Annotated in this window: 29 protein-coding genes; 13 read left to right on the top strand and 16 right to left on the bottom strand. The window is 69.0% G+C overall.

Annotated features, from left to right (window positions below):
• Window positions 1-147: 147 nt before the first annotated feature.
• The 3 genes from GWG54_RS13670 to GWG54_RS13660 all read right to left on the bottom strand — a co-directional run bounded on the left by GWG54_RS13670 (window position 148) and on the right by GWG54_RS13660 (window position 2,599).
• A complete protein-coding gene (locus GWG54_RS13670; RefSeq protein ID WP_167938301.1) occupies window positions 148-519 on the bottom strand; it encodes a hypothetical protein in 372 nt (123 codons plus the stop codon).
• Window positions 520-688: 169 nt separating this feature from the next.
• Window positions 689-1,363, bottom strand: a complete 675-nt coding sequence (locus GWG54_RS13665; protein WP_167938300.1) for a bacterio-opsin activator domain-containing protein — start codon at window positions 1,361-1,363, stop codon at window positions 689-691.
• 264 nt (window positions 1,364-1,627) lie between these two features.
• A complete protein-coding gene (locus GWG54_RS13660; RefSeq protein ID WP_167938299.1) occupies window positions 1,628-2,599 on the bottom strand; it encodes a sugar phosphate nucleotidyltransferase in 972 nt (323 codons plus the stop codon).
• Window positions 2,600-2,703: 104 nt separating this feature from the next.
• Between GWG54_RS13660 and GWG54_RS13655 the strand changes: the two genes are divergently transcribed.
• Together GWG54_RS13655 and GWG54_RS13650 are read left to right on the top strand one after the other, a co-directional pair.
• Window positions 2,704-2,994 carry a transcriptional regulator gene (locus GWG54_RS13655; protein WP_167938298.1) on the top strand — a complete coding sequence of 97 codons (291 nt, stop codon included), beginning with the start codon at window positions 2,704-2,706 and terminating at the stop codon, window positions 2,992-2,994.
• Between the two features lie 132 nt (window positions 2,995-3,126).
• The gene (locus GWG54_RS13650; protein ID WP_167938297.1) at window positions 3,127-3,492 is read left to right on the top strand and encodes a hypothetical protein; all 366 of its coding nucleotides are present in this window, start codon (window positions 3,127-3,129) and stop codon (window positions 3,490-3,492) included.
• Here GWG54_RS13650 and GWG54_RS13645 read toward each other — a convergent pair.
• Window positions 3,489-3,902: a Rieske 2Fe-2S domain-containing protein gene (locus tag GWG54_RS13645; RefSeq protein WP_167938296.1), complete on the bottom strand. Its 414-nt coding sequence runs from the start codon at window positions 3,900-3,902 to the stop codon at window positions 3,489-3,491. The two genes, GWG54_RS13650 and GWG54_RS13645, sit on opposite strands and share 4 nt — an antisense overlap.
• 84 nt (window positions 3,903-3,986) lie before the next feature.
• Between GWG54_RS13645 and GWG54_RS13640 the strand changes: the two genes are divergently transcribed.
• Entirely contained in the window at window positions 3,987-5,069 is a 1,083-nt protein-coding gene (locus GWG54_RS13640) for a trans-acting enoyl reductase family protein (protein WP_167938295.1), read from the top strand.
• 94 nt (window positions 5,070-5,163) lie between these two features.
• Here GWG54_RS13640 and GWG54_RS13635 read toward each other — a convergent pair whose 3' ends face one another.
• From GWG54_RS13635 to GWG54_RS13610, 6 genes are all read right to left on the bottom strand, one after another.
• The gene (locus GWG54_RS13635) at window positions 5,164-5,499 is read right to left on the bottom strand and encodes a hypothetical protein (RefSeq protein ID WP_167938294.1); all 336 of its coding nucleotides are present in this window, start codon (window positions 5,497-5,499) and stop codon (window positions 5,164-5,166) included.
• Window positions 5,500-5,825: 326 nt separating this feature from the next.
• The gene (locus GWG54_RS13630) at window positions 5,826-6,698 is read right to left on the bottom strand and encodes an aminotransferase class IV (RefSeq protein ID WP_167938293.1); all 873 of its coding nucleotides are present in this window, start codon (window positions 6,696-6,698) and stop codon (window positions 5,826-5,828) included.
• Window positions 6,695-7,354 carry an anthranilate synthase component II gene (locus tag GWG54_RS13625; protein WP_394352928.1) on the bottom strand — a complete coding sequence of 220 codons (660 nt, stop codon included), beginning with the start codon at window positions 7,352-7,354 and terminating at the stop codon, window positions 6,695-6,697. The genes GWG54_RS13630 and GWG54_RS13625 overlap by 4 nt, the downstream gene beginning before the upstream one ends.
• Window positions 7,355-7,490: 136 nt before the next feature.
• Complete coding sequence (gene pabB / locus GWG54_RS13620; protein ID WP_167938291.1) at window positions 7,491-9,017, bottom strand: aminodeoxychorismate synthase, component I; 1,527 nt, start codon at window positions 9,015-9,017, stop codon at window positions 7,491-7,493.
• A gap of 47 nt (window positions 9,018-9,064) precedes the next feature.
• Complete coding sequence (locus GWG54_RS13615; RefSeq protein ID WP_167938290.1) at window positions 9,065-9,787, bottom strand: helix-hairpin-helix domain-containing protein; 723 nt, start codon at window positions 9,785-9,787, stop codon at window positions 9,065-9,067.
• Between the two features lie 76 nt (window positions 9,788-9,863).
• Entirely contained in the window at window positions 9,864-10,664 is an 801-nt protein-coding gene (locus GWG54_RS13610) for a shikimate dehydrogenase (RefSeq protein WP_167938332.1), read from the bottom strand.
• 109 nt (window positions 10,665-10,773) lie between these two features.
• On the opposite strand from GWG54_RS13610, the gene GWG54_RS13605 reads away from it, so the two are divergent.
• The 4 genes from GWG54_RS13605 (at window position 10,774) to ftsZ (ending at window position 14,953) form a co-directional block, all read left to right on the top strand.
• Window positions 10,774-11,718, top strand: coding sequence for a calcium/sodium antiporter (locus GWG54_RS13605; RefSeq protein ID WP_167938289.1), 945 nt, complete (start codon window positions 10,774-10,776; stop codon window positions 11,716-11,718).
• A 52-nt stretch (window positions 11,719-11,770) separates the two neighbouring features.
• The gene (locus GWG54_RS13600; RefSeq protein ID WP_167938288.1) at window positions 11,771-12,235 is read left to right on the top strand and encodes an NUDIX domain-containing protein; all 465 of its coding nucleotides are present in this window, start codon (window positions 11,771-11,773) and stop codon (window positions 12,233-12,235) included.
• Between the two features lie 56 nt (window positions 12,236-12,291).
• A complete protein-coding gene (locus GWG54_RS13595) occupies window positions 12,292-13,611 on the top strand; it encodes a D-aminoacyl-tRNA deacylase (protein ID WP_167938287.1) in 1,320 nt (439 codons plus the stop codon).
• A gap of 157 nt (window positions 13,612-13,768) precedes the next feature.
• Window positions 13,769-14,953 carry a cell division protein FtsZ gene (gene ftsZ, locus GWG54_RS13590; protein ID WP_008426991.1) on the top strand — a complete coding sequence of 395 codons (1,185 nt, stop codon included), beginning with the start codon at window positions 13,769-13,771 and terminating at the stop codon, window positions 14,951-14,953.
• Window positions 14,954-15,002: 49 nt separating this feature from the next.
• Here ftsZ and GWG54_RS13585 read toward each other — a convergent pair whose 3' ends face one another.
• Window positions 15,003-15,329 (bottom strand): 2Fe-2S iron-sulfur cluster-binding protein, encoded by a 327-nt coding sequence (locus tag GWG54_RS13585; protein ID WP_167938286.1) that lies wholly within the window; start codon window positions 15,327-15,329, stop codon window positions 15,003-15,005.
• A gap of 163 nt (window positions 15,330-15,492) precedes the next feature.
• On the opposite strand from GWG54_RS13585, the gene GWG54_RS13580 reads away from it, so the two are divergent.
• On the top strand, window positions 15,493-16,899 hold the full coding sequence (locus GWG54_RS13580; protein WP_167938285.1) for a geranylgeranyl reductase family protein: 1,407 nt from the start codon (window positions 15,493-15,495) through the stop codon (window positions 16,897-16,899).
• 135 nt (window positions 16,900-17,034) lie between these two features.
• Window positions 17,035-17,886 carry a DUF4397 domain-containing protein gene (locus GWG54_RS13575; protein ID WP_167938284.1) on the top strand — a complete coding sequence of 284 codons (852 nt, stop codon included), beginning with the start codon at window positions 17,035-17,037 and terminating at the stop codon, window positions 17,884-17,886.
• Between the two features lie 111 nt (window positions 17,887-17,997).
• Here GWG54_RS13575 and GWG54_RS13570 read toward each other — a convergent pair whose 3' ends face one another.
• Both GWG54_RS13570 and GWG54_RS13565 read right to left on the bottom strand, forming a co-directional pair.
• Window positions 17,998-19,275, bottom strand: coding sequence for an amidohydrolase (locus GWG54_RS13570; protein ID WP_167938283.1), 1,278 nt, complete (start codon window positions 19,273-19,275; stop codon window positions 17,998-18,000).
• Window positions 19,276-19,332: 57 nt separating this feature from the next.
• Window positions 19,333-19,668, bottom strand: a complete 336-nt coding sequence (locus tag GWG54_RS13565) for an uS10/mL48 family ribosomal protein (RefSeq protein WP_167938282.1) — start codon at window positions 19,666-19,668, stop codon at window positions 19,333-19,335.
• A gap of 104 nt (window positions 19,669-19,772) precedes the next feature.
• On the opposite strand from GWG54_RS13565, the gene GWG54_RS13560 reads away from it, so the two are divergent.
• The gene (locus GWG54_RS13560; RefSeq protein WP_167938281.1) at window positions 19,773-20,210 is read left to right on the top strand and encodes a bis(5'-nucleosyl)-tetraphosphatase; all 438 of its coding nucleotides are present in this window, start codon (window positions 19,773-19,775) and stop codon (window positions 20,208-20,210) included.
• 164 nt (window positions 20,211-20,374) lie between these two features.
• Window positions 20,375-21,427 (top strand): DUF5787 family protein, encoded by a 1,053-nt coding sequence (locus tag GWG54_RS13555; protein WP_167938280.1) that lies wholly within the window; start codon window positions 20,375-20,377, stop codon window positions 21,425-21,427.
• Between the two features lie 26 nt (window positions 21,428-21,453).
• Here GWG54_RS13555 and GWG54_RS13550 read toward each other — a convergent pair whose 3' ends face one another.
• Both GWG54_RS13550 and GWG54_RS13545 read right to left on the bottom strand, forming a co-directional pair.
• Entirely contained in the window at window positions 21,454-21,954 is a 501-nt protein-coding gene (locus GWG54_RS13550) for a DUF5797 family protein (protein ID WP_167938279.1), read from the bottom strand.
• Between the two features lie 64 nt (window positions 21,955-22,018).
• The gene (locus tag GWG54_RS13545) at window positions 22,019-23,305 is read right to left on the bottom strand and encodes an MFS transporter (RefSeq protein ID WP_167938278.1); all 1,287 of its coding nucleotides are present in this window, start codon (window positions 23,303-23,305) and stop codon (window positions 22,019-22,021) included.
• Window positions 23,306-23,420: 115 nt separating this feature from the next.
• Between GWG54_RS13545 and GWG54_RS13540 the strand changes: the two genes are divergently transcribed.
• Entirely contained in the window at window positions 23,421-23,675 is a 255-nt protein-coding gene (locus GWG54_RS13540) for a hypothetical protein (protein WP_167938277.1), read from the top strand.
• Between the two features lie 49 nt (window positions 23,676-23,724).
• Window positions 23,725-24,033 (top strand): transcription factor S, encoded by a 309-nt coding sequence (locus GWG54_RS13535; protein WP_008426978.1) that lies wholly within the window; start codon window positions 23,725-23,727, stop codon window positions 24,031-24,033.
• 244 nt (window positions 24,034-24,277) lie between these two features.
• Here the strand turns inward: GWG54_RS13535 and GWG54_RS13530 are convergent, their stop codons facing one another.
• Window positions 24,278-25,012: a methyltransferase domain-containing protein gene (locus tag GWG54_RS13530; RefSeq protein ID WP_167938331.1), complete on the bottom strand. Its 735-nt coding sequence runs from the start codon at window positions 25,010-25,012 to the stop codon at window positions 24,278-24,280.
• Window positions 25,013-25,033: the final 21 nt, after the last annotated feature.

Here is a 25,033-nt window from a genome sequence, read left to right as displayed (position 1 = left end):
GACGCTGGTGGTGGATGGCCCGCACATGGACCGGCGCATCGCCCTCGAGTACGAGACCGAGTGGGACGGCACCCGAGGGACGCTGCGGGTGACCGACGCGCGGCTGGAGTGAGCGGACTCGCGACGAACGTGTCGTTCCTCGAGGAGCTACTGCGATTCCGCCGGATCGGGCCACGCGACGGACTCGAGGTCGCCGTCGAGGACGGCCGACAGCGACGGCTCGAGGGCCGCGAGCCGATCGGTCGGCTCGACGAGCCGTCGCTCCCCGTCGTACTCGATCAGCTCGAGGGCGGCCAGCTTCGGAACGTGGACGTGCTGTAGCGACAGGAAGATGTCCTCGACCGTCTCGCCGGGGACGTCGGCGATGGTCGGTCCCGACTCCTCGAGGGCGATCGCCGTTGTCAGGTCGTTTACCGTCAGTCGACGGTCTTCGGCGCTGAGGACGGCCAGGACCCGCCGACGCCGTTGGTTCGCCAGGAGGTCGAAGACGACGTCGGGATCGGGGCGACCGCGTGTCATACCTACGTACCGGCGTCGCCCCCTATTCGTTGGTCGGGTTGTATGTTCAACCGTTCATATACTGCGGCTCCCGAATCCGTCGCGCGACGGTACCTGCGCCGCCCGGGGTCGCGGGCGGGATCTACAGAGAAAGCAAGGCGAGTGCCTCGGGGCTTGACCCCGAGGCGGTTCACTCTATGGCCATCGACGACTCCTGGGCCGGCGGCGTCACCGCGAGGGTGTTCTCGATCAGCGCCCGGTGACCGCGCTGGAGGCGCTCTGACAGCGACTGGGGCGTGATTCCGAGCTCGGCGGCGACGTCCGCGAGCGAGACCGACCGCGAGGAGAAATAGCCCATCTCCCAGGCGGTCAGCAACGCCTCGTGTTGCTTCTCGCTCAGTCCGTACTGGCCGACACCGCGGGAGTGCGCGCGGGCGAACAGCTGCGTGAGTCGGTAGGGAACGTCGAACTCGCTGCAGTAGGCCTGGAACTCGTCGAGGCTGTCCCGATCGACGAATCGCATCCGAAGCTCCCACTCGTCGCGCTGGGCGGACGCCTCGAGGATCGTCGCCCCCAGCTCCGTGTACGCGTACACCAGCGAGTCGACGTTCTCGGTCCACTCACCCCGGTACAGCATCGAGCGTTCGTAGTCGTCGATGTGTTCGACGCTTCGGATCGACGGATCGGCGCCGATCGCCCGCTCGAACGCGCGGCGGTCGACGCCCGAGGCCCACAGGTACGGGGTGAGAACCTCGTCGGCGGCGACGACGCGCTCGACCTCGACGACCAGCTCCGGCAGCGACCGGAGCGTCTCGTGGAGCGCGAACGCCTCGGCCGGAATACGAAACTCCCCGAACAGACTCATAGACGCTACTTTTTCCGGGTCAGCATAAGTGAATCGGGAGCGAGCTACCGACGGGATCCCGCGAAACCGCGCCGCGTCGTCGGGATGAACCCGCCCGCGGAGATCGTCGACCCGCTCGAGGAGACGAAAACCGAGGCCGAGGACGGTCTCGGCCGGTTCCGGGAGCTGTCGAGGGCCGTCTAGCGGAACGACTGCGGCTGGGAGCCGACCGCCCGGTCGGCGTGCGATCGAGCGTGCGCCGACCCCCGGTGGTTCCCGGAGCGGTCAGTCCGAGCCGTTCGTGATCGTCGTGTGTGCGCCGATCAGCGCGCCGGCCAGGTTCAGCTCCTCGAGGCGGGTGCCCTCGTCGATGATCGACCGCCGGACGGTGGCGCTCTCGATCGACGCCTCCGGGAAGATCACCGCACAGTCGAGGTCGGTGTCGATCAGGGTGACGTCGTCCATCACGTGGACGTTCTCACCGATCGTCGCGTTCTCGAGGGTCGCGGACTCGGCGACCAGCGACTCGCCCTCGAGGTACCAGGAGACCGCCTCGAGGTAGCTCTCGGGGGTACCGATGTCGAACCACGCCCCCTCGAACGTATAGGCGTAGGTCGGCTCGCGATCCTGGAGCCACTGGACGAACCAGCCCGGCTCGTCAGGGTTGTTGTCGCCCGCGAGGTAGGTGTCGAACAGCGAGAGCGATTCCTGCGGGAAGGCATAACAGGCGATCGAGACCAGCGTGCTGTTGGGGTCGTCGGGTTTCTCCTGGAAGTCGACGACGCGGTCGCCCTCGAGTTCGACCAGTCCGTATGACGTCGCCTTCTCCCGGGAGCCGACGTCGTAGGCCGCGAGCGTGGGCGCCTCCCGCTCGAAGAAGTCGTCGACGAACTCGGAGACGTGGAAGCTCATCAGGTTGTCGCCGGCGACGACCAGCAGGTCGTCGTCGATGTTCTCGCGGTCGATCAGCTGGGAGAGCGCGCCGACGACGCCGAACTTGTCGTCCTCCTCGGTGGTCTCCTCGACCGACAGCGTCGGCTTCTCGAACTCGCTGTCGGCGAGGTGGGCCTCGAAGTCGGCGGCGAAGCGCTCGTTCGTGCTGACGTAGACCTCGTCGATCCGATCGTCCTCCTCGAGTTCGGCGAAGATTCGATCGATGACCGTGGCGTCGCCGACCGGGAGAAACATCTTCGGTCGATGTTTCGTGATCGGCCACATCCGCGTCGCGTATCCGCCTGCCAGAACGACGGCTTTCATGCCCTCGAGTTCGCCGAGGGGATGTAAGTCGTTTACCCCTGCGCGCCGCGCGTCGCATCGGGCGAAGCCGAACACATATGCGGGTCCGGCCGATCCTCCTACGTATGCGCGAGGCAGACGAGACGACCCGACAGCGACTCGCCGACGCGCTCCGGGCCGAGCCGGCGACCCCGAGCGAGCTCGCGGTCCAGTTCGAGCTGACCCCGGAGACGATCCTGCGTCACCTCGAGCACGTCTCGCGGTCGGTCGACGGTGGCGACGAACAGTTCCTCGTGGCGCCGCCGACCTGCCAGGACTGCGGGTTCGACGACTTCGACGAGCTGTTGAACCGCCCCTCGCGGTGTCCCGACTGCAAGAGCGAGGCCATCGACGAGCCGGCGTACACGATCGAGTAGCCGGCCGCGACCGTCGGTGCTGTTTCGACACGCCTATCTGTCGGCGTGGCAACGATCCGATATCGACGCCTCGAGCGGGCGGATCGCCGGTCTCGACGGACGCCGCCGACGCGAGGCCCGAGGAACATACGCATGTCCACCCCCGATTCCGATCCGGATCTCGACTCCCCCGAGCTCGCCCTGGCCGTCATCGAGTGGCTCGAGGACCGCGAGGAGTCCTCGGCGGACGTCGACGCCTGTCTGGAGCTGCTGGCCGATCGGCGCCGCCGGCTGCTGCTCGAGGTCATGCGAACCTACGGCGAGGAGCTGACCCTGCCCGACGCCGCCGAGGAGGTCGCCGTCCGCGAGACCGGCCGCAAGGTGACCGAGCTGTCGGCCGAACGGGTCGCCAACGTCTACATCTCGCTGTACCACGATCACATGCCCCGGCTCGTCGAGGCCGGCCTCATCGAGTACGACCAGGAGCGGGATCTGGTGTTCCCGCTCGAGATGCGCTAGAACTCGACGTTCGACGTCGAGGTCAGATCGTCGCCGTCGTCGATCGGGCCCGGGCCGACGAACTCGTACTCGTCGTCGGACAGGTAGACCGCGCCGTCGGAGACGGTCACGTCGAGCGCCGAGAGGTACGCCCCCTCGCAGGGGCCGAACGTACACTCCCCGGAGTCGGCCGCGAAGTACGCGCCGTGGTTGGCACAGATCACCTCGCCGTCGCGCATCGGCGCGCCGTCGCCCTTGTCCAGGTTGATGTGCGTGAAGTGCTGACAGTAGTTGAGCCAGCAGGAGACGTCGTCCCCCGTAGCGACGAGGATCGCCTCCCGCTCGTCGCCCAGTTCGTCGACGACCCGAAACAGAAACGTCGACTCCGCGGGGACGTTCTCGAGGGCCATAATTCGCTGTGTAGCCGCCATCGCTTCGCCGTTACGCATCAGGACTCGTGAACGTTTCGAGACCGTCTGACGGAGTTTTAACAGGCCGAGTCCCGAACGGCTGCCATGGACTCCTTCCTCGTCTACGGCTCGTACGGCTACACCGGCCGGTTGATCGCGCGCGAGGCGGCAGCGCGCGGTCGCTCCCCGACCCTCGCGGGGCGCGATCGCGACCGGGTGACCGAGCAGGCGGCCGACCTCGGCCTCGAGGGACGGACGATCGACCTCACGGAGGGACCTCTCGAGGACGAACTCCGCGAGTTCGACGCCGTGTTGAACTGCGCCGGCCCGTTCGATCGCACCGCCGAACCGCTCGTGCTGGCCTGCCTCGAATCGAACACGGACTACCTCGACGTCACCGGCGAGTTCCCGGTGTTCGAACGGCTTCGCCAGTACGGCGAGACCGCCCGCGCGGCAGGGATCGGGCTCCTGCCCGGCGTCGGTTTCGACGTCGTGCCGACCGACTGTCTGGCAGCGATGCTCCACGGGGAGCTTCCCACGGCCGAACGGCTCCGGCTGGGGATCAAAAGCGACGACGAGATCTCGCCGGGAACCGCGCGGACGATGGTAGAACTGGCGGGACAAGGGGGAGTCGTCCGCCGAAACGGACGCCTGCTCACCGTCCCCGCCGCCTACCGGAGCCGGAAGATCAACTTCGGCGACGGCCCCGAACACGCCGTGACGATTCCGATGGGCGACGTCGTCACTGCCGCCCACTCCACCGGGATCGAGTCCGTCGAGGTCTACGGCGCCGTCCCCGAACGGGGCGAGCCGTTGCTGTCGGCCGCCGACTCGCTGCGCTGGCTGCTCGAGCGCCCGTCGGTCGAGCGGGCGGCGACCCGCGCGATCGACGCCCTCGTCGACGGGCCCGACGGCAGCGCGCTCGCAACCGGCTCCGCGACCGTCTGGGGCGAGGTCGCCGACGGGGACGGCGGGCGCGCAACCGGGCGGCTATCCACGCCTAACCCCTACGCGCTGACGGCCGACGCCGCGGTCAGCGCGGTCGAACGCGTCCTCGAGGACGGGCTCGAGGCCGGGTTCCGGACGCCCGCGAGCGCGTTCGGCGCCGAGTTCGTCACGGAGCTGGCGGGAGTCGAACTGGACGTCCTCGAGTCGAACGCCGAGGTGGGGCTCGAGCCCGCCGACTGAGCCGACCCGCTCCAGCGGGGCGGACCGTCGGCAGAACGATCGTCTCGTCTCGATCCGTCGCCGAAACTCGAGCCACCGTTCGGACGCGATCGGGCTACGCGTTCGAACCGCCCGTCTCGTCCGAGTCCATGTACGCGCGAAACTCCCGGAACCCGTCCGACGTGGGAACGAGGACGTCGTCGCAGATCCCGCCTTCGAGCGCCCTGTACAGGTCGTGGAGGTCCTTGTAGTGGACCGCGACGACCGGAAAGTCCTCCGTGGTCAGGTCCCGCGCTTTCGCCTCCTCGACGCCCACCTCCTTCGCCGCCTTGCGGGTGAGAAACATTCCGACGATCCGGTTTTCCCCCGTCGCGTCGACGAGACACCAGATCACTTCCGGCACCGGATCGTCTCGCTGGACGCGCCTGTGCGGGATCGGGTCTTCGCTCATCGCGTAGCGCACCTCCGTGGCGTCGGTTGCGCCCGCGAGGCCGTCCTCGGACGCTTCGGCGCGGTCCAGCCCCGCGGAGCCGCGTCGCGGCGTTCTCGCACTGTCGAGAGACGGTCGGTCCCGCCGCCGAACGGACGGATCGCGCGTTTCGGAGGGCGCTCCCGACCCGTCGCGGTCGCTACGGCGTAGTAGCGTCCCATCGGTTCGTACTGGCGTATCGGTCCCCTTCATACTATTCGTTGCGGACGCTAATCTACGCGTACTCCCCCAGTATCGGGTGTTTTTACCGATCGGCGTCCGCGGTAGAACGGGGGAATCGAATCGCGCTACCGATAACAGCGCTCCTCGACGCGCTCGTCGTACAGCCTCGAGAGTCGCTCCGTTACCGGGCCGCCGCCGATCCCGATCCCGTCGAGGACGTCGATCGGTCGCAGCTCCCAGGTGCGATTGGTGAGGAAGGCCTCGTCGGCTCCGCGGACGTCGGCGAGTTCGTACCGTCCCGTCTCGACCTCGAGGCCCGCCTCACGAGCCAGTTCGAGGACGGTCGCCCGGGTGATCCCGGGCAGGACGTCGGCGTCGGTCGTCGGCGTGTGGAGCCGCCCGTCGCGGACGAAAAACAGGTTGCTGGTGGCACCCTCGGCGACCGCGCCATCAAGCGTCGAGAGCAGGGCCTCGTCGACCCCGTCCTCGAGTTCCGCCCGCGCGAGGATCCCGTTGAGGTAGTTGTGCGTTTTCGCTCCGGCGGGCAGTGCCGCGTCGGGGATCCGTCTGGTCTCGACGCTGCTGACCGTCGCGGGCTCGTCCCAGACGGGGTCGCCCTCGAGCCCGCCGCGGGGGAGCGGTTTGGCGTAGACGACGACCGTCGGCTCGACCGATGGCTGGGGGGTCAGCTTCCCGGGCTGGACGCCGCGGGTGATCGACAGCCGGACGTAGGCGTCCGCGAGGTCGTTGGCCGCCAGCGTCTCGTCGATCCGAGTTCGGAGTTCGCTCCCCGAGAGGCCGTGCTCGAGGGCGAGGGCCTCGCAGGTCCCCGCGAGGCGCTCGCGGTGGGCCGCCCACTCGAGGACGCGGCCGCCGTAGGCTCGCAGGGTCTCGAAGGCGGCGTCGCCGTAGCGAAACCCCCGGTCGTCGACGCTGACGGTCGCCTCCGCCGCGGGGACGAGTTCGCCGTCGACGTGGTAGACGCGGTCGTCGTTCATCTCCCGTCCTCCGAGTCAGACCGCGCGGCGGCGAACCGACAGAAGTTCTCGATCAGCCGCTTACCGACCGACAGCGAGATCTCCCCGCCGTCGTCTTCCTCGGGATCCCGCGTGAGGATGCTTTCGGGGTGGAACTGCACGCCCAGGTGGGGTTTCTCGCGGTGGCGGACGGCCATCAGGACGCCCCGCTCGTCGGCGGTCCGGGCCGTTTCCGCGAGGCTGTCGGGCAGGTCCTCGCGCTCGACGGCCAGCGAGTGGTAGCGGCCGACCTGGAACCGATCGGGGAGCCCGTCGAACAGTCCCGCGCCGTCGTGGGTGATCCGCGAGGGCTTGCCGTGGACGACGTGGGGCGCGTGGACGACGGGCGCTCCCTCGGCGGCACACAGCGCCTGGTGGCCCAGACAGACCCCGAGGATCGGATACTCGGTCTCGGCGAACAGCGGGATCGAGATTCCGGCCTCCCGGGGGGTGCCGGGCCCCGGCGAGACGACGATCCCCGTCGGATCCAGCTCGCGGACGCCCTCGAGGTCGATCTCGTCGTTTCGTCTGACGAGAACGGTGTCCTCGTCCTGCGACGCCGTCGTGGGAGCCGTCGCTTCGACGGCCTCGCCGACGTACTGGACGAGGTTGTACGCGAACGAATCGTAGTTATCGATGACCAGCAACCTTTTGCTGCGCTCACTCGCTGACGCTCGTTCGCTGGCAAAACGTTGATGAAAACCCTGCCTCCCTCCCTCCGGTCGGTCGTTGGGCCGCTCGCTCGCGGATGCGAGCGAGCGGCTGCCGTGCTCGTCACTCATCGTCCTCACCTCCGGTGCCCTCGAGGCCCATTCCGGCCCGTTCCCCGAGCGCGTCGTCGATGGCGGTGATCAGGGCCCGCCCCTTGTCGAGGGTCTCGTCGTACTCGCCGTCGGGATCCGAGTCGTGGACGATCCCCGCGCCGACCCGGAGGTGGTACTCCTCGGCGTGGCGGACGAGCGTTCGGATGACGATGGAAAGCGTCGCCCGCCCGTCGAAGCCGAAGATCCCGACGCTGCCGGTGTAGGGACCGCGTCGGGTCGCCTCGAGCTCGTCGATGATCTCCATCGTCCGGGGTTTGGGCGCGCCCGTGATCGTCCCCCCGGGAAACGCGGCGGCGATCGCGTCCGCGAGGGTCAGGTCCGAACGGAGCCGCCCGGTGACGTTCGAGACCAGGTGCATCACTTCCGAGTAGCGATCGACGCGGCGGTACTCCTCGACGGCGACGCTGCCGTACTCGCTCACCTTCCCGAGGTCGTTGCGCTCTAAGTCGACCAGCATCGCGTGCTCGGCGCGTTCCTTCTCGTCGCCCAGCAGGTCAGCCTCGAGTTCGGCGTCGGCCTCGGGCGTCTCCCCGCGCGGACGGGTTCCCGCGATGGGCTCCGTTCGGACGAACTTTCCGTCTCGCTCGAGCAGCAGTTCGGGGCTCGCGCTCACCAGGTCGGCGCTGCGGAACTCGAGCAGCGCCGAGTACGGCGCCGGATTCACCCGTCGCAAGGCGTCGTAGGCCGCGACGGGATGAACTGCTGCAGGTGCGACCAGCCGCTGGGAGACGTTCGCCTGGAAGGTGTCGCCGGCCCGGACGTACTCCTTGACCCGCCGCACGCGGTCGGCGAAGGCCTCGCGGCCGCAGTCGCTCTCGAAGGTCGCCTCGTCGGTCGCGGCGGGCGGGGCGCCGACCGCGGGATCGCCCTCGAGACATGCCCGGGCGAGCTCGAGGGCTCGCTCTCGGCCCCGTTCGTAGGCGTCCTCGAGGTCCTCGCCGGACTCGACGCGCGGACAGGCCGCGATCCGGAGCTCGGTCTGTTCGTCGTCGGAGGTCGGCTCCTCCCAGGCCGCCAGCCGATCGTAGACGCCGACCTCGAGGCGGGGCAGCCCGCGGTCGTCGACGGCCGATTCGGGGAGGTCCTCGAGTTCGCGGGCGATATCGTATGAGAGCCAGCCGACGGCGCCGCAGGGGTAGGGGATCGAACACTCGCCACGGGCGAGCGCTTCGCCCGCGAGGACGCCCTCGAGGGCGGCGAGCGTCGGCGACTGGCCGTCGGCCGGCCCGACGGCGTCAGGGCCGACGGTGAGCCCGTCGACGGGGTCGGTGCCGAAGTACCCCCAGCCGGGCTGGCCGCCGGTGGTCTCGAGGTAGACGCCGCCGGGGCCGTCGCGGGCCCGGCGGTACGCGAGAAAGGGATCGGAAACGGGGAGACGGACGACCACGGGCACGCGGACGGTCGAGCCGTCCTCGAGCCCGTCGCGGGCGGCGGCGCGAAAGGCCTCGGCCGCCGTCTCGACGCGCGGATCGCTCATACGCCCGAAGAGGGGCGTCGGCCTAATCAGTGTACGGTTCGGTCGGGTTAGCGGACCTTCGCGCGGTCGATCCAGCCCTGGATGCGCTTCTCGGAGATGTCGGTCTCGGACTCGAGGGCGGCGGCGTCGGCCGCGGCGAGCTCGGCGACGGTTTCGACGCCGGCGTCGGCCAGCCGATCCGCGTAGGCGGGACCGATCCCCTTGATGACGTCGACCGGTTCGTCGGGGGTATCGGACGGCTCGCCGTCGGCCTCGTCGCTTTCGGCCGACGATTCCTCCCCGTCGGTCGCCGTCGCGTCCTCGGCCTCCTCGAGCGCGTCCCCGCTGTCGGGGGCGGAGTCGTCGACCGTCTTGGCCTCGCTCGCCGGTTCGGTCTCGGTTCCGTCCTCGTCCGCATCGTCCGTGTCGGCCGACTCGACCGAGTCGGACGGGTCCTCGAGTTCGACGCCCCCGGCCTCCGGCTCGGCGTCGTCGACGAACTCCTCGTCGTGGACGTCCTCCTCGTCGGGCACCTTCGACTCGGTCGGCGCCGCGTCGGACTGGTCGGGCCCCGTCGCCTCGGCCGGCTCGGCGGCGCCCTGGGGGGCGTTGTTGACGGCGGTTCTCGCCCCCGGCGAGGCCGAGGCCGCGGTTTCGGCGGCCGCCGACTCCTCGCCGGGGCCGGCCCCGCGCTCTCGTTCGACCGTTACCCCGACGTCCCGGGCGTCCCCGCGCTCCGAGTCGGAGTCGTCGAACCCCAACAGCGACTTCAGCTTTTGGAGGATTGCCATTAGCTGGATATAGTCGACTCCCACCACTTAAATTCGCCTGATACCCGAGCTGAACGACAGGTTCGACGCTCGAGGCCTACAGCCGCGAGCGAAGCGCCTCGTTCATCTCGTCAACGGGGGCGGTTCGATCCGTCCACAGTTCGAACGCCTCGACGCCCTGGTACAGCAGCATCCAGGCGCCGTCGACGGTCGTCGCCCCGGCGGCGGCCGCGTCCCGCAGCAGGCGCGTCTCGAGGGGGCGGTACACCGCGTCGAGCACGGCCAGCTCGCCGTGGAGGGCCTCGGCCGGCACCGGCGTCGCGTCCTCCTCCATCCCGACGCTCGTCGCGTTGACCAGAACGTCAGCGTCCGTGACGGCCTCGGCGAGGTCCTCGAGGCCGCGTCCGTCGGCGCCGGGGACCTCGGCGGCGAGCTCGCGGGCCGTCGAGGCGGTCCGGTTGGCGATCGTCACCGCGGCCCCGGCGTCGGCGAGCCCGAACGAGATCGCCCGCCCGGCGCCGCCGGCGCCCACCACGAGGGCGTCGGCGCCCTCGAGGGCGACGCCGTGATCCCGCAGCGCCCGCAGGGCCCCGGCGGCGTCGGTGTTGTGGCCGGTCGGCTCCGCGCCCGAGAAGTCGATCGTGTTCGCCGCGCCGATCCGACCCGCCAGCTCGTCGGGCTCGACGAACTCGAGGACGTCCCGCTTGAACGGGATCGTCACGTTCAGCCCGCGAACGCCGAGCGCCTCGGCGCCCCGGATCGCCGACTCGAGGTCGTCGGGAGCGGGCTCGAAGGTGACGTAGCGCGCGTCGAGTCCGAGTTCGTCGTAGGCCGCCTCGTGCATCGGCGGCGACAGCGAGTGGCCGACCGGGTTGCCGATCAGTCCGAACACGTCCATGGTCATACGTCGACTCGAGCGAGGGGGCCTATAACGGGTGTGACTCCGGCAGCGTTTCCGCCGAGCGGGTTCCGGGTCGCTTATACGGCGTTCTCGAGTAGCGGTCGCCATGCTGTCGGAAACCGGATTCTCGCTGCTCCTGTTGGGCGCCGGGATCGTCGCGCTGTACGCCGGCGCCGAGTTGCTGGTCGCCGGGGCCGGCCGCCTCGCGCTCGGGATCGGCCTCCGCGCCGCGACCGTCGGCGTCACCGTGATCGCGTTCGCGACGACCGCCCCCGAGCTGTTCGTCGCCACGATCGGCGCCCTCGACGTCTCGACCGACATCGGACTGGGTGCCGTCGTCGGCTCGAACATCGCCAACGTGGGGCTGGTGCTGGGCGTCTCCGCGCTCATCAAGCCGCTGTCGGTCGGCGAGATCGTGATGAAACGCCACGTTCCGTTCATGGTGATCGCGGCGCTGTTGCTCGTCGCCTTCGGCGCGAACGGGCGGATCGGCCGGCTCGAGGGGGCGATCTTCCTGCTGGTGCTCGCCGGCTTCACCGCCTACTTGCTGTACTACGTCAACGCCGACCCGATGCCGGCCGAGGAGACGCCCGAATCCAGCGGCGGTGTCTCGGTTCGGGACCTCGCGCTCGTCGGCGGGGGACTGCTCGCGCTGGTGGTCGGCTCGCGGTGGCTCGTCTCCGGCGGGACCGACCTCCTGCTCGCCTTCGGCTTCTCGGAGCTGTTCGTCGGGCTCACGGTGCTGGCGCTGGGCACCTCACTGCCGGAGCTGGCCGCCTCCGCGATCGGGGCCCTGCGCGGACAGACCGAGTTCGCCGTCGGCAACGTCGTCGGCTCGAACATCTACAACATCCTCGCGGTGCTCGGGATCGTCGCTCTGATCACGCCGATCGAGGTCGCCGCGAGCACGATCCGGTTCGAGCTCCCGGTACTGGTGGGGTTCACCGTCGTCCTGATCGGAATGATGGGGTACGGACGCCGCCTCTCCCGGCTCGACGGCGCCACCCTCCTTGCGGCCTACCTCGGTTTCGTCTACCTGCTCGTCCCGTAGAACCCAAAGGATTTGGGAGTGGACTTTACGGGATACCCATTGTACGAAACGTATGAGCGAACCGGAAACCACGTACGTCGGGAAGGCCTGCGCGTACATCACCCGGGAGACGGGCGAGTTACTCGTCTTCGAAGGCCCGGGACACGAGGGTCTGCAGATCCCGAAGGGGACTCTCGAGGGCGACGAATCCCCTCGAGAGGGGCTGTTCCGCGAGGTACGCGAGGAGAGCGGTCTGGCGACGCTGCAGGGTGCCGAGCACCTCACGACGGACATCTGGGTGCGACGCCCGTCCCCGCCGAAGTACTACGTCCGTCACTTCTTCCACGCGACCGTCCACGAGCCCCGGGACAGCTGGACACACACGGTCCGGGACGGCGGGGACGAGCACGGCTCCCAGTTCGAGTTCAGCTGGATCGAGCCGACGGGCGACCGCGAGTTCGCGCTGGACCTCGACGACTACGTCGGCCTGTTGCCGTCCGCGACGGCCGGCCCGGATCGGCCGGTCGCCTCCGACTGACGCCTTTTCGGAACGAAAACGGAGAGTATTCGAGGCGCCGCCCCCGAACGTTCGTCGTGATCGCAATCGTCGAGAGCCGCGCCGACAGCGCCTCCGTCCACGTCTGCGAGCGGCTCCGGGAGCTCGCCGACTGGACCGAACGCGAGGACGACGCCCGCCCCGCGGGCGACGGCGGCGGCACGTACTACCGCCTCGAGGACGCCGAGTTGCGCTCGTTCGACGACCTCCACCTCGAGCTCGAACGCCCCGCCGAGGCCTTCGACTGTGACCCCGAGCTGCTGGTTTTCGCCTCCCGGCACTCGGGCGATACGGGCGCCCTGCTGACGGGCCACTTCACGGGAAGTTTCGGCGCCGCGGAGTTCGGCGGCGAGGACGACTCCCTCGCCGAGGCCTGTCCGAACGCCCTCGCGCGACTGCTCGAGGCCTTCGAGACCCACGCGCCCGAGAGGTACGACGTCGGGATGGAGTGTACCCACCACGGCCCCAGCGACGTCGGCTGTCCCTCGCTCTTTGCGGAGCTGGGCAGCGACGAACCCCAGTGGACCGATCCCGACGGCGCCGCGGCCGTCGCGCGAGCGATCCTCGAGCTCCGCGGGGTCGACGCCCACCGCGATCGGCAGGTCGTCGGCTTCGGGGGTAACCACTACGCGCCCCGCTTCCAGCGGATCGTCGAGGAGACCGAGTGGACGGTCGGCCACGCCGCGGCCGACTGGGCCCTCGAGTCGATGGGCCACCCCGAGACCCACCGCGAGGTGATCGAACGGGCCTTCGAGGCAAGCCGGGCCGACCTCGCCGTCCTCGACGGCGAGTGGCCCGTCCTCGAGGACGTCCTCGACGACCTCGACCGCCGGATCGTCGGCGAGACCTGGCTGCGGGCGGTCGGCGACCGACCGCTCGAACTCGTCGACGCCGTCGAGGACGAACTGGGCCGCATCGAGGACGGCGTTCGCTTCGGCGACCGCCGCGAGGACTCCTTCGTCGTCCGCGAACTCCCGAGCGAGTTGCTCGAGACCGCCCAGGGGATCGACCCCGACCGGGTCCGGGAGCTGGTCGAACGCCACGCCGTCGCCTTCGAGACCGAAAACGCCGGCAGCCGCGTCGGCAGTCGGATCGCCCTCCCCGACTCCGGGGCGAAACGGGAGCTCGTCGCGGCCGTCGCCGACGTCCTCGAGGCGAAGTTCGAGCGCGTCGCCCTCGAGGACGACGCCGTCGTCGTCGAGGAGGTGGCGTTCGATCCCGACCTCGCCCGGACCCTCGGGGTTCCGGAGGGGCCGGCGTTCGGCGCGCTCGCGGACGGGGAGGCGGTCACGGTCGACGGCGAACGGATCGACCCCGACGCCGTCCACCGTGAGCGGAACCGCCGGTTCGAGTTCTGACCGGTTCGATCCCGGAGGGAAATCGCCGACTGTTCCGCCCCGCCCCGCGATCGGTCGATTCTCGAGTTCCGACACGTAACCCCGCGTTATCCCGCCTCCGGGCGGCTGACGTGTAGGGGAAAGGTAATTATGCTCCATCTACTACTGGCTCCCAGGAATGGACTCTCTCATCGAAGACGCGATCGACGAGGCCGAGACCGCGGAGGGGGACGTCCCCGCCGACGCGTCGCGGTCGGGCCAGTCGGGCGCGAACGGGGCCGACAACAGCGGGACGATGACGGACGACGAACTCGAGGACGTTCTGCAGGATCTCCAGACCGACATCACGGTCGTCGGCTGTGGCGGCGCCGGCGGGAACACTGTCAACCGGATGCACGAGGAGGGGATCCACGGGGCCAAACTCGTCGCCGCGAACACCGACGTCCAGCACCTCGTGGAGATCGAGGCCGACACCAAGATCCTGATGGGCGAGGACAAGACGGGCGGTCGCGGCGCCGGCTCGCTCCCGCAGGTCGGCGAGGAGGCCGCCCTCGAGAGCCAGGAGGACATCTCCGGGGCGATCGAGGGGTCGGACATGGTCTTCGTCACCGCGGGGCTGGGCGGGGGCACCGGTACCGGTTCGGCGCCCGTCGTCGCGAAGGCGGCTCGAGAGTCCGGGGCGCTCACGATCTCGATCGTCACCACGCCCTTTACCGCGGAGGGAGAGGTCCGCCGCACGAACGCCGAGGCCGGCCTCGAGCGCCTGCGCGACGTGAGCGATACGGTGATCGTCGTCCCCAACGATCGCCTGCTCGATTCGGTCGGCAAGCTGCCGGTTCGCCAGGCGTTCAAGGTCAGCGACGAGGTGCTGATGCGCTCGGTGAAGGGTATCACCGAACTCATCACCAAGCCCGGTCTCGTCAACCTCGACTTCGCCGACGTCCGCACCGTCATGGAACGCGGCGGCGTCGCGATGATCGGTCTGGGCGAGTCCGACTCCGAGGCCAAGGCCGAGGACTCGGTCAAGACCGCGCTGCGCTCGCCGCTTTTGGACGTCGACATCTCCGGGGCGAGTTCGGCGCTGGTCAACGTCACGGGTGGCAACGACATGTCCATCGAGGAGGCCGAGGGCGTCGTCGAGGAGATCTACGACCGGATCGACCCCGACGCCCGCATCATCTGGGGGACCTCGATCGACGAGACCCTCGAGGGCAGCATGCGGACGATGATCGTCGTCACGGGCGTCGAATCGCCCCAGATCTACGGCAACGGCGACGGCGAGTCGACCCAGCCGGAACGCGGCTCCGGGGCGCGGGGTCGGGGCGGCGCTCGCGGCGAGGACGACATCGACTTCGTCAACTGATCGGCGGACGCGACTCGCGGGACGCTTCTTCGCAGAATCGACGGCGCCGTCAGTCGTCGGCCGTGGCCGGCTCCCCGCCCGCGAGGTCGGCCTCGATGCTCGGCGGGTACTTCCCGCGCTCGAGTTTCAGATCCGACTGGGGGCGGGCCATGCAGGTCAGCGCGTAGTTCTCGGCTTCCTCCTCGGTGAACCCGCGAGCCGCGGGCTGGGTGACCTCGCCCTCGAGGATCTCGGCGGTACAGGCCAGACACATTCCCACGCGGCAGGAGTACTCCTGGGCGATCCCCTCCTCGAGACAGCGGCTGAGAATCGTCTCCTTGTCGGTACAGGTGATCGACTCCCCCGTGCCGACGAACTCGACCGTGTACTCAGTCATACCGAACGGTACGGAAGACCGCACTAAAACTCTTTATTACGATTCGTCGCCCTCGAGCCGACGAAATCGACCGACGCGGGGGCCGTGCCCGCGGGCCGCGATCCGAGCGCGCGAGGACGTGCACATAAAACGTTTTCTTACCGCGGAGTTCACACTGTCCTATATGAGCACGCAGGAGCAGTCGGCCGACGCCGCGACGCCGGGCACCCGATCGGCGGACGTGGTCGTCGTCGGCGCCGGAACCGCGGGCAGCTACGCCGCAGCGACCGCCGCAAGCGAGGGGTACGACGTCGTCCTCCTCGAGCGCAAGTCCGAGGAGGAGGCGGGCCACATCGCCTGCGGGGACGCCCTGAAGGGCGCGGCCGATTTCCCCGACGCGATTCCCAAATCCCAGCTCGAGCCCGCCTTCACGAACACCGACGTCGACCACGGCCGCTTCGAGATCCCCCAGGAGGACACCGTCCTCGAGATTCCGATCCCCGGGGAGCTGGCCGTCGTCGACCGCTGGGAGTACGGCAAACTCGTCATCGAGGGCGCCGCGAACGCGGGCGCGGAGATCCACTACGACACCGTCGTTCAGGACGTCACCCAGGCCGAGGACGGTCGGGTGACGGGCGTGCGGGCGACCCGGAAGGGCGAGCCCCTCGAGTACGAGGCCGAAATCGTCGTCGACGCCGCGGGCTCGCTGTCGGTGTTGCAGGACCACGTCGACTTCTCGGGGTCGACGTTCGACACGAACGTGAACTACACCCACTTCTGTTCGGGCTACCGCGAGGTCGTCACCGTCGACGACCCCGTCGAGTGGTCCGACGCCCTCGTCTTCAAGCCGACCGATCGGGCCGCGGGCTACCTCTGGTACTTCCCGCGCACCGAGACCGAGATCAACGTCGGCCTGGGCTTCCAGATGACCGAGGAGCCGATGAAACTCGTCGAGAGTCTGAAGCGCGACCTCCGGAGCCGCCCGGAGTTCGAGGGCGCGCAGGTCGACGACAAGCTCGGCGCCGCGCTCCCGACGCGTCGGCCCTACGACTCGGCGGTCCACCCGGGCTACGTGGCCGTCGGCGACGCCGCGGGGCACGTCAACCCGACGACGGGCGGCGGAATCGCGGGCGCGGCCTACGCCGGCAAGTACGCCGCCGAGGCCGCCGTCGAGGCGATCGAGAGCGGCGATGTCGGCGAGCGAGCGCTCTGGGAGTACAACCAGCGCGTGATGGACCACTTCGGCGCCCGCTACGCCGCCCTGGACGTCTACAACATCCTCTCGACGGCCGTCGACGTCGACGACCTGATGGGGCTACTCGCGGCGATGCCCGGCGACAAGCTCGCCGAGGCGCTGTACTCCGGCAGCACGGACATCGGAACGAAGCTCAAGCTCGAGGCGCTGCTCAAGAGCCGCGACCACTGGGGGACGATCTGGAACCTCTACAAGACGAAGCAGTGTGCGGACGACCTGCTCGAGCACTACGGTCACTACCCCTCGCACCCGGGCGCGCTCGACAGCTGGCAGGACCGACGCGACGACCTGATGGAGGCGGTCTACGAGACGACGGGCGCCGATCCGAAGTACTAACACCAACCTTTTACTCTGCAGTCTCTCGCGGTGCTCGAGGCGCGCTCTCGGTCGGGCGTCGGCCCGAATTGGCGAACACCGATTCCTACTCTGTTAGGGAAAGCCGACTATTCCTGTCCCCTGTAACGAGTATCCATGTCGCAAGGACATACCCGTCGACGCACACTAGCGCTGGTCGGAACCGCGGGCGCCGGTCTGGTCGCCGGCAGCTTCGGAGCAGCGAGCGACGAACACGGCGGCGAGGATCACGGCAACGAATCCGACGAGGATCACGAGGACGACGGTGCGGAGGCGACGGCCCGCGTCCGTGCGGCCCACCTCTCGCCGGACGCGCCGAACGTCGACGTCGCGGTCGAGGGCGAAACCGTCCTCGAGGACGTTCCCTTCCGCGCGGTCAGCGACTACCTCGAACTCCCGGTCGGCACTGCAAACGTCGCCATCTCGGCGGCGGAGGACCCCGACACCGTCGTCTTCGACGAGGAGTTGGAGCTCGCCGAAGGGGCCTTTACGATCGCCGCGCTGGGCGAGCTCTCCGGGGAGAACCAGGCGTTCGCACCGGCCGTCCTCGAGGACGACCCGAGCGATCCGGGCGAGAACGCTCGCGTACGGCTCGTCCACGCCTCGCCCGACGCCCCGGCGGTCGACGTCACCGCTGACGGCGGCGAGACGGTGCTGTTCGAGAACGTCGCCTTCGGGGAGGCCGGCGCCCTCGAGGTTCCCGCGGGCGAGTACACCCTCGAGGTCCGCCCCGCCACCGACTGCAACGACGGCGACGTCGTCGCCGAGTTCGACGTCGCGCCCGAGGCCGGCGGCGTCTACAGCGCCTTCGCGGTCGGCTACCTCGAGCCCAACTGCGCGCCGGCCGACGAGGCGTTCGACCTCGAGGTCGTCGCGGATGCCACCGGCGACGGGAGCGGAGAGGACGGTGGCGACGATCACGGCAACGAATCCGACGATCACGACAACGGCTCCGACGAAGAGTACTGAGACGCCCGCTGCCGCGACGATCGACGCCGACAGCCACTGTCCCCTTTCTTCCGTTACCGTCGATTACAGCGACTCGAGGAGAACGCCCACGACGTCAGCCGCGGGAGGACGTCAGGGGCGCTCGGTAGCGATCCGTTCGATCGCGCCCGCGATCGTCTCGACCCCCTGGCCGATGCTGTCCTCGTCGACGTCGAACGTCGAGGTGTGGTGGCCGCCCGGATGGTCGGTGCCGACGCCGACGTAACACGCCAGCCCGCCGTTCTGTTGGACTTCCCGCATCAGGAACGTCGCGTCCTCGCTGCCCCCGAGCTGGTCGCGTTCGAGGACGTTCTCGACCCCGGCGACGCCGCCCGCGACGTCGGCGACGACATCGGCGAGTTCCTGGTCACTCGTCGCGCTGGGTGCGTCGGCGCCGATCTCGAGGGCGACCTCGCAGTCGTGCATCTCGGCCGCGGATCGCATCACGCGCTCGGCCTTCCCGTACATGTACTCCATCAGTTCGGTCGTCTCGCCGCGCACCTCGGCGACGATGCGGGCCTCCTCGGGGATAACGTTGGCCGCACTGCCGCCCTCGACGACGCCCGCGTTGATCCGGGTGGCGCCGTCGCTGTGGCGCGGGATGCCGTAGCAGTTCTGGACCGCCGTCGCCATCGCCTGGACGGCGTTGCGGCCCTGCTCCGGGTGGCCCCCGGCGTGGGCGGGCTCACCGGTGAACGTGGCCTCGAGGTGGCGCACTGCGAGGAAGCCGTCGATCCCGGCGACGATCTCGCCCGTGGGGTGGTCCAGCCCGACGTGGAGCGCGAGCAGGTAGTCGACGTCGGCGAGGTGGTCGCTTTTCGCCATCGACTTCCCGCCGCCGACGACCTCCTCGGCGGGCTGGAAGAAGACCTTCAGCGTGCCCGAAAAGTCGCTGTCCGCGACCGCCTCGAGGACCCCGATTCCGATCGTCGCGTGGGCGTCGTGGCCGCAGGCGTGCATCGCCCCGTCGTGTTCGGAGCGAAACCCCCCCGCGGATGGAGCGTGGTCCGGGTCCTCGGACTCGGGCTGAGGGAGGCCGTCGATGTCGACCCGGAGTCCGACCGTCGGCCCCTCGCCGCGCTCGAGGACGGCGACGGCGCCCGTGTACCCGCCCTCGAGGGCCTCGAGGACGTCCTCGTCGGCGCCGTGGTCGCGGGCCCGCTCGAACCAGGTCTCGAGTTCGGTCTCGTCGGGGACGCCCATTCGGTGCTCGCCCGCGAGGGCGTCGGGGCCGACGTGGAGTTCCTCGAGGTCGAGACGGGACCGGAGTTCCTCGACGATCCTCGCGGTGGTGTAAAACTCCCGCCAGGCGGGCTCGGGTTTGCGGTGGAGGTCGCGGCGCAGCGAAACGAGGTCCGGATCGGTGGACATGGCGCCGTCTTCGTCGGGCGACCTCAAAGCAGTGGCGGGTTCTTCGAGACGGCCGTCTCAGTTTCCTCGCCCGGCACCGTGGATCTGCTCGACCTCGGCCTCGATGTGGACCGAGTTCGGGAAGTTCTGTTCGGCGATGTTTCGCGCGAGGTCGTCGTGACCGTGGATCTCGAGTTCCCGCGTGAAGACCGTGTACTCCCAGGACGCGAACCGGCGCTCGTCGTCGCCGTGCAGGCGAGCGTGCTGGGGGACGGTCAGCTTTTCCGGGGGATGAGAGTGGGGTCCCTTCAGCGCCGCACCCTTGCGCTCGGCGGTGGATTTGATGTCGTCGACGATGCCGTCGAGGGCGGCTCGATCGCCGCTTTGAAGCGTGAGCCGGGTGACGAAGGTCATGCTGTACGACCCTGAACGGCCGGCGCGTAAAAACCTGCTGAGATCCGGTGCCGGCGGACGCACGGTCCGATATTCTCTTAACGTCGGGCACGTTACTCGAGGTAATGGCAGTCGAAGCTACGAGCGCAGGCGCGATCCTCTTCCGCGATACGCGGGGCCGGCGCGAGTATCTTCTACTCAAGAGCCGCCCGGGCGACTGGGAGTTTCCGAAGGGCGGTGTCGAAGGAGATGAAGAGCTACAGCAGACGGCGATCCGCGAAGTAAAGGAAGAGGCAGGTATCGACCAGTTCAGACTACTCGACGGCTTTCGCGAGGACTACGACTACGTCTTCGAGGCCAACGGGAAGACGATCCACAAGACCGTCCACCTCTTTATCGCGAAGTCGTTCGAGGCCAGCGCGGAGCTCTCGAACGAGCACCGCGACCTCCAGTGGCGCGACTACGAGCAGGCGATAAACACCGTCACTCAGGACGGGCCACGCGAGATCTTAGAGGAGGCCCACGTGTACTTGAACCAGATTCTGGAGGAAGACGAGGAGTAGGCCCCCCGGCGACCCGGGCCGCGACGGAACAGCGGTCGGCAAGCCCGGGCTCCGTCGATCGCGGCGATCTACGGTGACCGCCGACCGCTCGAATACGAGCGAGGCGTTCTCGGAGCCGTCGGCGGACCGCAGTACACTTGTCTCCGATCGCCCTACCGACGCCAGTGACGCGAGCGACCGACAGCGAGTTCGCCTTCGAGCTGCGGGCCTGCCGGTGGGCCGAGCGGGCCTGGCCGCCGGCCGAGGACGTCGACGACGACCGGGCCGTCCTCGTCGCCCGCCAGCTCGGCACGAAGCGCCGGCGCTGGGACACGATCGTCCTCGAGTGCGACCGCGAGGCCCTCGAGCGGCGCGCGAACTTCGGCCCGAAGCGACTCGATAGCGACCTCTTGCACGTCGTCCGGAACGCGCCCGCCGACTGGCGCTACTACCGCGACGCGCTCCCGGATCCGGGCTACCCCTGGCGGTACGTCCGCGAGGCGATCCACGAGGCCGACAACCGGGGGATCCTCGAGACCCGCAAGTCGGGCAACCGCATCGAGATCCGCCGGAAGTGGGACTATCCGGAGTGGGTCGACCGGATCGTCGCGATCGAGAACAAGCCCGACCTCGACGCCAGCGCGGCCCGGAACCTGGCGGCCCAGCTCGAGTACGACGTCGCGCTCGGGCTCGCCGACGAGGTCTGGGTCGCCACCCGGGCGACGGGAGAACGGGTCGAACCCGTGCTGTTCGAGGACCTGCCCGTCGAGGCCGGCGTGCTCGCGCTCGAGCCCGAGTCGCCGTCGGCCGACGTCGCGTGGTATCCCCGCTCGCTTTCGGTCGATGAGCCGGGAACCCGGATCCTCGAGCGGCCCGAGGGTGGTCGACGGAACGGGTCGGCCGCTCGGTTCGAGTACGTTCCCCCGGAGACGAAAGTCGAGAAGCGCCTGGCGATCGCCGAACGGGCCTACGAGCGGGGGTGGCGCTCGTTCGTCGACACGATGCGCCCCGACTGTCGACACTTCGCGCTGCGGGGAACCGACGGAGCTCAGCTGCGTCCCTACTGCGGGGCCAAGGGACGCTGCCAGACGGCCGCGGAGTGTTCGGGCGCCTGCCCGGAGTTCGAACCCGAACCGCCGCGCTGGCGGACGAAGGGGTGGCCTATCGAGGGCGGGCCGGGAACACGCTGTCGACGGCTGCTCGAGGATCGACGACGACGCCGTCGCCCCGGACTGTAGCCGAACTGCGGACCGAGACGCGGCGGTCAGTCCGTCGTCGAGACCTCGAGCTCGTCGCGGTCGACGGCCAGCCGGAACGTCGGGACGGTGCGGTACTCGATCTCGACGACGCCCTTCCGGCGCAGGCTCTGGAGTCCCGAGCGGACGTCCTCGGAGTCAGGGTCGACGTCGTGGGCGTTCCGGAGCTTGTGTAACACCGAGACGACGCTCTCTGACTCCTCGTCGGGGCCGGCGAGCACGTCGACGATCAGCGCCTGAAGCTCGGGCACCCGGATCCTGGAGGGCGTGCCGTCGTCGGGATCGCTCTCGACGCCCGGCTCGACGTCGACGAGGTCGGCCGCCTCGGCGGTCGCCCGGATCAGGCTGTTGTCGTCCCGGAAGTAGTAGTCGCCCAACTCGTCCTCGAGGTAGCCGTGAACCTCGCTGCCGCTTTCCAGCCCCCACCGTTCCTGTAGCTCCGCGTTCTTCGTCGGCTGTAGTTCCACCACGTCCGCCAGCCGTTCCCTGGCCTCGTCCGAGAGCGTCATCGCCCGGAGGTACGCGGATCCGATACTTTTGCGTTGTGTCCCGCTCCGGCGGGGCGCGGCCCGCTCAGTCCCCGAGTATCGAGACGGGCGCGGCCGTCTCGAGGGTCTCCTCGACCTGGGTGTAGACCAGAACGGCGCCGAGCGCCGCCAGGACGGTACCGAAGGCGAACGGCGCCCAGATCCCGAACCCGATCAGCGCCCCAGAAGAGAGCGGGCCGATCGCGATCCCGAAGCCGAAGGCCATCGTCAGCACCGAGAGCTTCGAGCCGGACTCGCCCTCCCCGGCGAGATCCCCCGCCAGGGCGAGCGCCGGAGCGAACACCATCGCGCCGGCGACCCCCTGCGCGAGGCGGGCCAGAAACATCGCCACCGAACTCGCGACCAGCCCCTGGGCCATCGTCGCCGGGATCAGGATCACCATCCCGGTCAGGATGAACGGCCGTCGCCCGTATCGGTCACAGGCCCGTCCGATGGGGGTCTGCAGCAGGATCTGGGCGATGATGAACGCCGAGAACTGGAGCCCGAACCAGGTCGATCCCTGCTCGAGGTGGGCGTTGATCTGGGGCTGGATCGTCGAGAACAGGGCGATCACCGCCGCCATGAACAGCGAGACGACCCCCAGCGTGAAGATGGGGTCGAGCAGGTTCTTCCCCGACGGATCGAGGACGTCGATCGAGAGGTCGGCGCCCGCAGTCGCACCCGTCGAGTCGGGATCCGTGATCAGCACCGTCACCAGCAGGTAGCTCAGCGCGGCCGTGATCGCGGCGACGGAGAAGGCGGCGTCGAACCCGCTGATCACCAGCCCGCCGGGAAGCGGGTAGGGTCCGGCGCTGACGACCGCACCGGCGGCGACGGGACCGGCGCCGAACCCGACCAGCCGGAACGTGTTGTAGACGCCCATGTTCCCGCCCCGGTCGCCCGTCGTCGCGAGTTCGTTGACCAGCGCGACCGACGCGGGGATGATGAAGGCGACGCTGACCCCCTGGAGCCCCCGAATCGCGAGCAGGGAGACGTACGTGTCGGCGAAGACGTACGCGAGGTTCGTCAGCGCGAGGCCGCCCAGTCCAACCAGGATGAAGGTCTTCCGGCGCCGCGTTCGATCCGAGAGCCGTCCCGTCAACGGCTGGAAGGAACTGTTGAGAAAGCCGAACAGCGAAAGGATGACCCCGATGATCATCGACTCGCCGAGCCCGAACGTCGGTCCGCCGACGACGTCGTCGGCGATGTACAGCGGAATCACGATGATCAGAAACGAGTTCCCGATCCCGTCGGCCATCCGTGCGAACGCCAGCGCGAGCACCCGCCTGTCGACGGCGAACTGCGCGAGAATCCATCGAACGAGACGCCGCATCGACTCGAGGTGTGCGGTCCATCCCGATTACCGTTTCGAATCGAAGTTCCTGCCGTCCGGACCGTCCGTGTGATCGCCGCGATTCTACAAGCCCCTGGCCGTCGTCTCCGCTCACATGGACGCGGTCAAACTCAGCCGGATCGACGACGCCCTCGAGGAGCTCTCGTACCCGATCGACGCCGACGCGGCCGCGAGCGCGCTCGCGGGCGTCACGCTGTTGCTCGCCGACGGCGAGCGCGACCTGGGCGAGCTGATCGAGCGGGCGAACGACGAGCGATTCGAGTCGGTCGAGGACCTCGAGACCGAACTGCACAACGTCTTGCCCCGGGAGGCCGTCGGCGAGCCCTACCAGTCGGAAGGCGAGGGCTAACACCCAAACGGGTCGCTTAAGTCGCTCCGTCGACGTATGCCGGACAACGATGGAATTCTGCGACGAATGCGGTTCGATGATGAAAGCCGAGGACGGCACCTGGGAGTGTGGGAGCTGCGGCTTTACGAAACCGAAAGGCGACGCGGCGGAGTACACGGTGACCGAGGATCAGGAGGCCAGCGAGGTCATCGAGTCCTCCGAGGAGACGTCGCTGCCCGAGACCGACGCGAACTGCCCCGAGTGTGGCAACGATCGGGCCTACTGGTACATGCAACAGATCCGCTCGGCCGACGAGTCCGAGACGCGGTTTTTCATCTGCACCGACTGCGAGTACAAGTGGCGCGAGGACGACAACTAGCGCTGCGAGTCGGGAACGTCGAACGAAGGGGGTGAGGGTGGGGGTCGAACGGCGACCGAACCTCTGACACCTGCGGTCGCCCCGTCGGGGCAACCGACCTGCACTGCACTCCGAACCTACCGCTCCGAAAACAAAAGCCCGGTTCCAATATCGTTTGGTAGTTCGGACGGTCTGCTGTAACTGTTTATCGGAGCGACCGGGACCGTCCCGCAGCGGCTCCGGAAATCACGTACAGCGGACCGCATCACTCGTTTCGAGCGAGCGTCAGGTATCCCGTGTGGCCGACCGGAGCCGTCGACGGTCGCGAGCCGCGGTCGTCGAACTGCATCTCCCGCTGGATCGTCTCCCGAGTGCGAATCTCCGAGAGATCAGCCTCGCGGGCGGCCGCGACGACCTCGCGGGTCGACTCGACGAACGGGCTGTAGACCGCCAGGAACCCGCCCTCGACGAGCAGTTCCGGAACGTGCTCGACCACGTCCGGGGCGTCGCCCGTATCGAGGGTGACGACGTCGAACGACGACGGCTCGAGCTCGTCGACCGATTCGACCAGATCGCCGGTGCGAACGTCGACGTCCTCGGCGACCCCGCCCAGTCGCATGTTCTTCTTGGCGACCTCGGCGAACTCGGGGTCGCGCTCGTACGTGACGACCGACGCGCCCGCGCGGGCCAAAAGCGCCGTGAGCACGCCCGTACCGGTTCCGGCGTCGAGGACGCGATCGCCCCGCGAGATCCCGGTCTCGCCGATCACCAGACCGATATCCCGGGGGACCATCGGGGCGCCCGTGCGCTCGAAGTGATGGAAGAGGTCGGGACCCCGGAGCCGCCGGACCCGAAATTCCTCGCCCAGGTGGGTCTCGAGGGACGTGCCGGGTTCGACGTCCTCGGGAACCTCGAGGACGCCCAGGTCGGTACCCATCTCCTCGCCGGGCTCGACGAGGGACTCGCGGTCGCCGCGGACCAGTAGAACGGGGACGGTCACGCGGTACTCGAGGGCCTCGAC

It is taken from the genome of Natronococcus sp. JC468 (assembly GCF_012163165.1).
GTDB lineage: Archaea > Halobacteriota > Halobacteria > Halobacteriales > Natrialbaceae > Natronococcus > Natronococcus jeotgali.
This window is presented reverse-complemented; position numbering and strand designations above follow the sequence as displayed.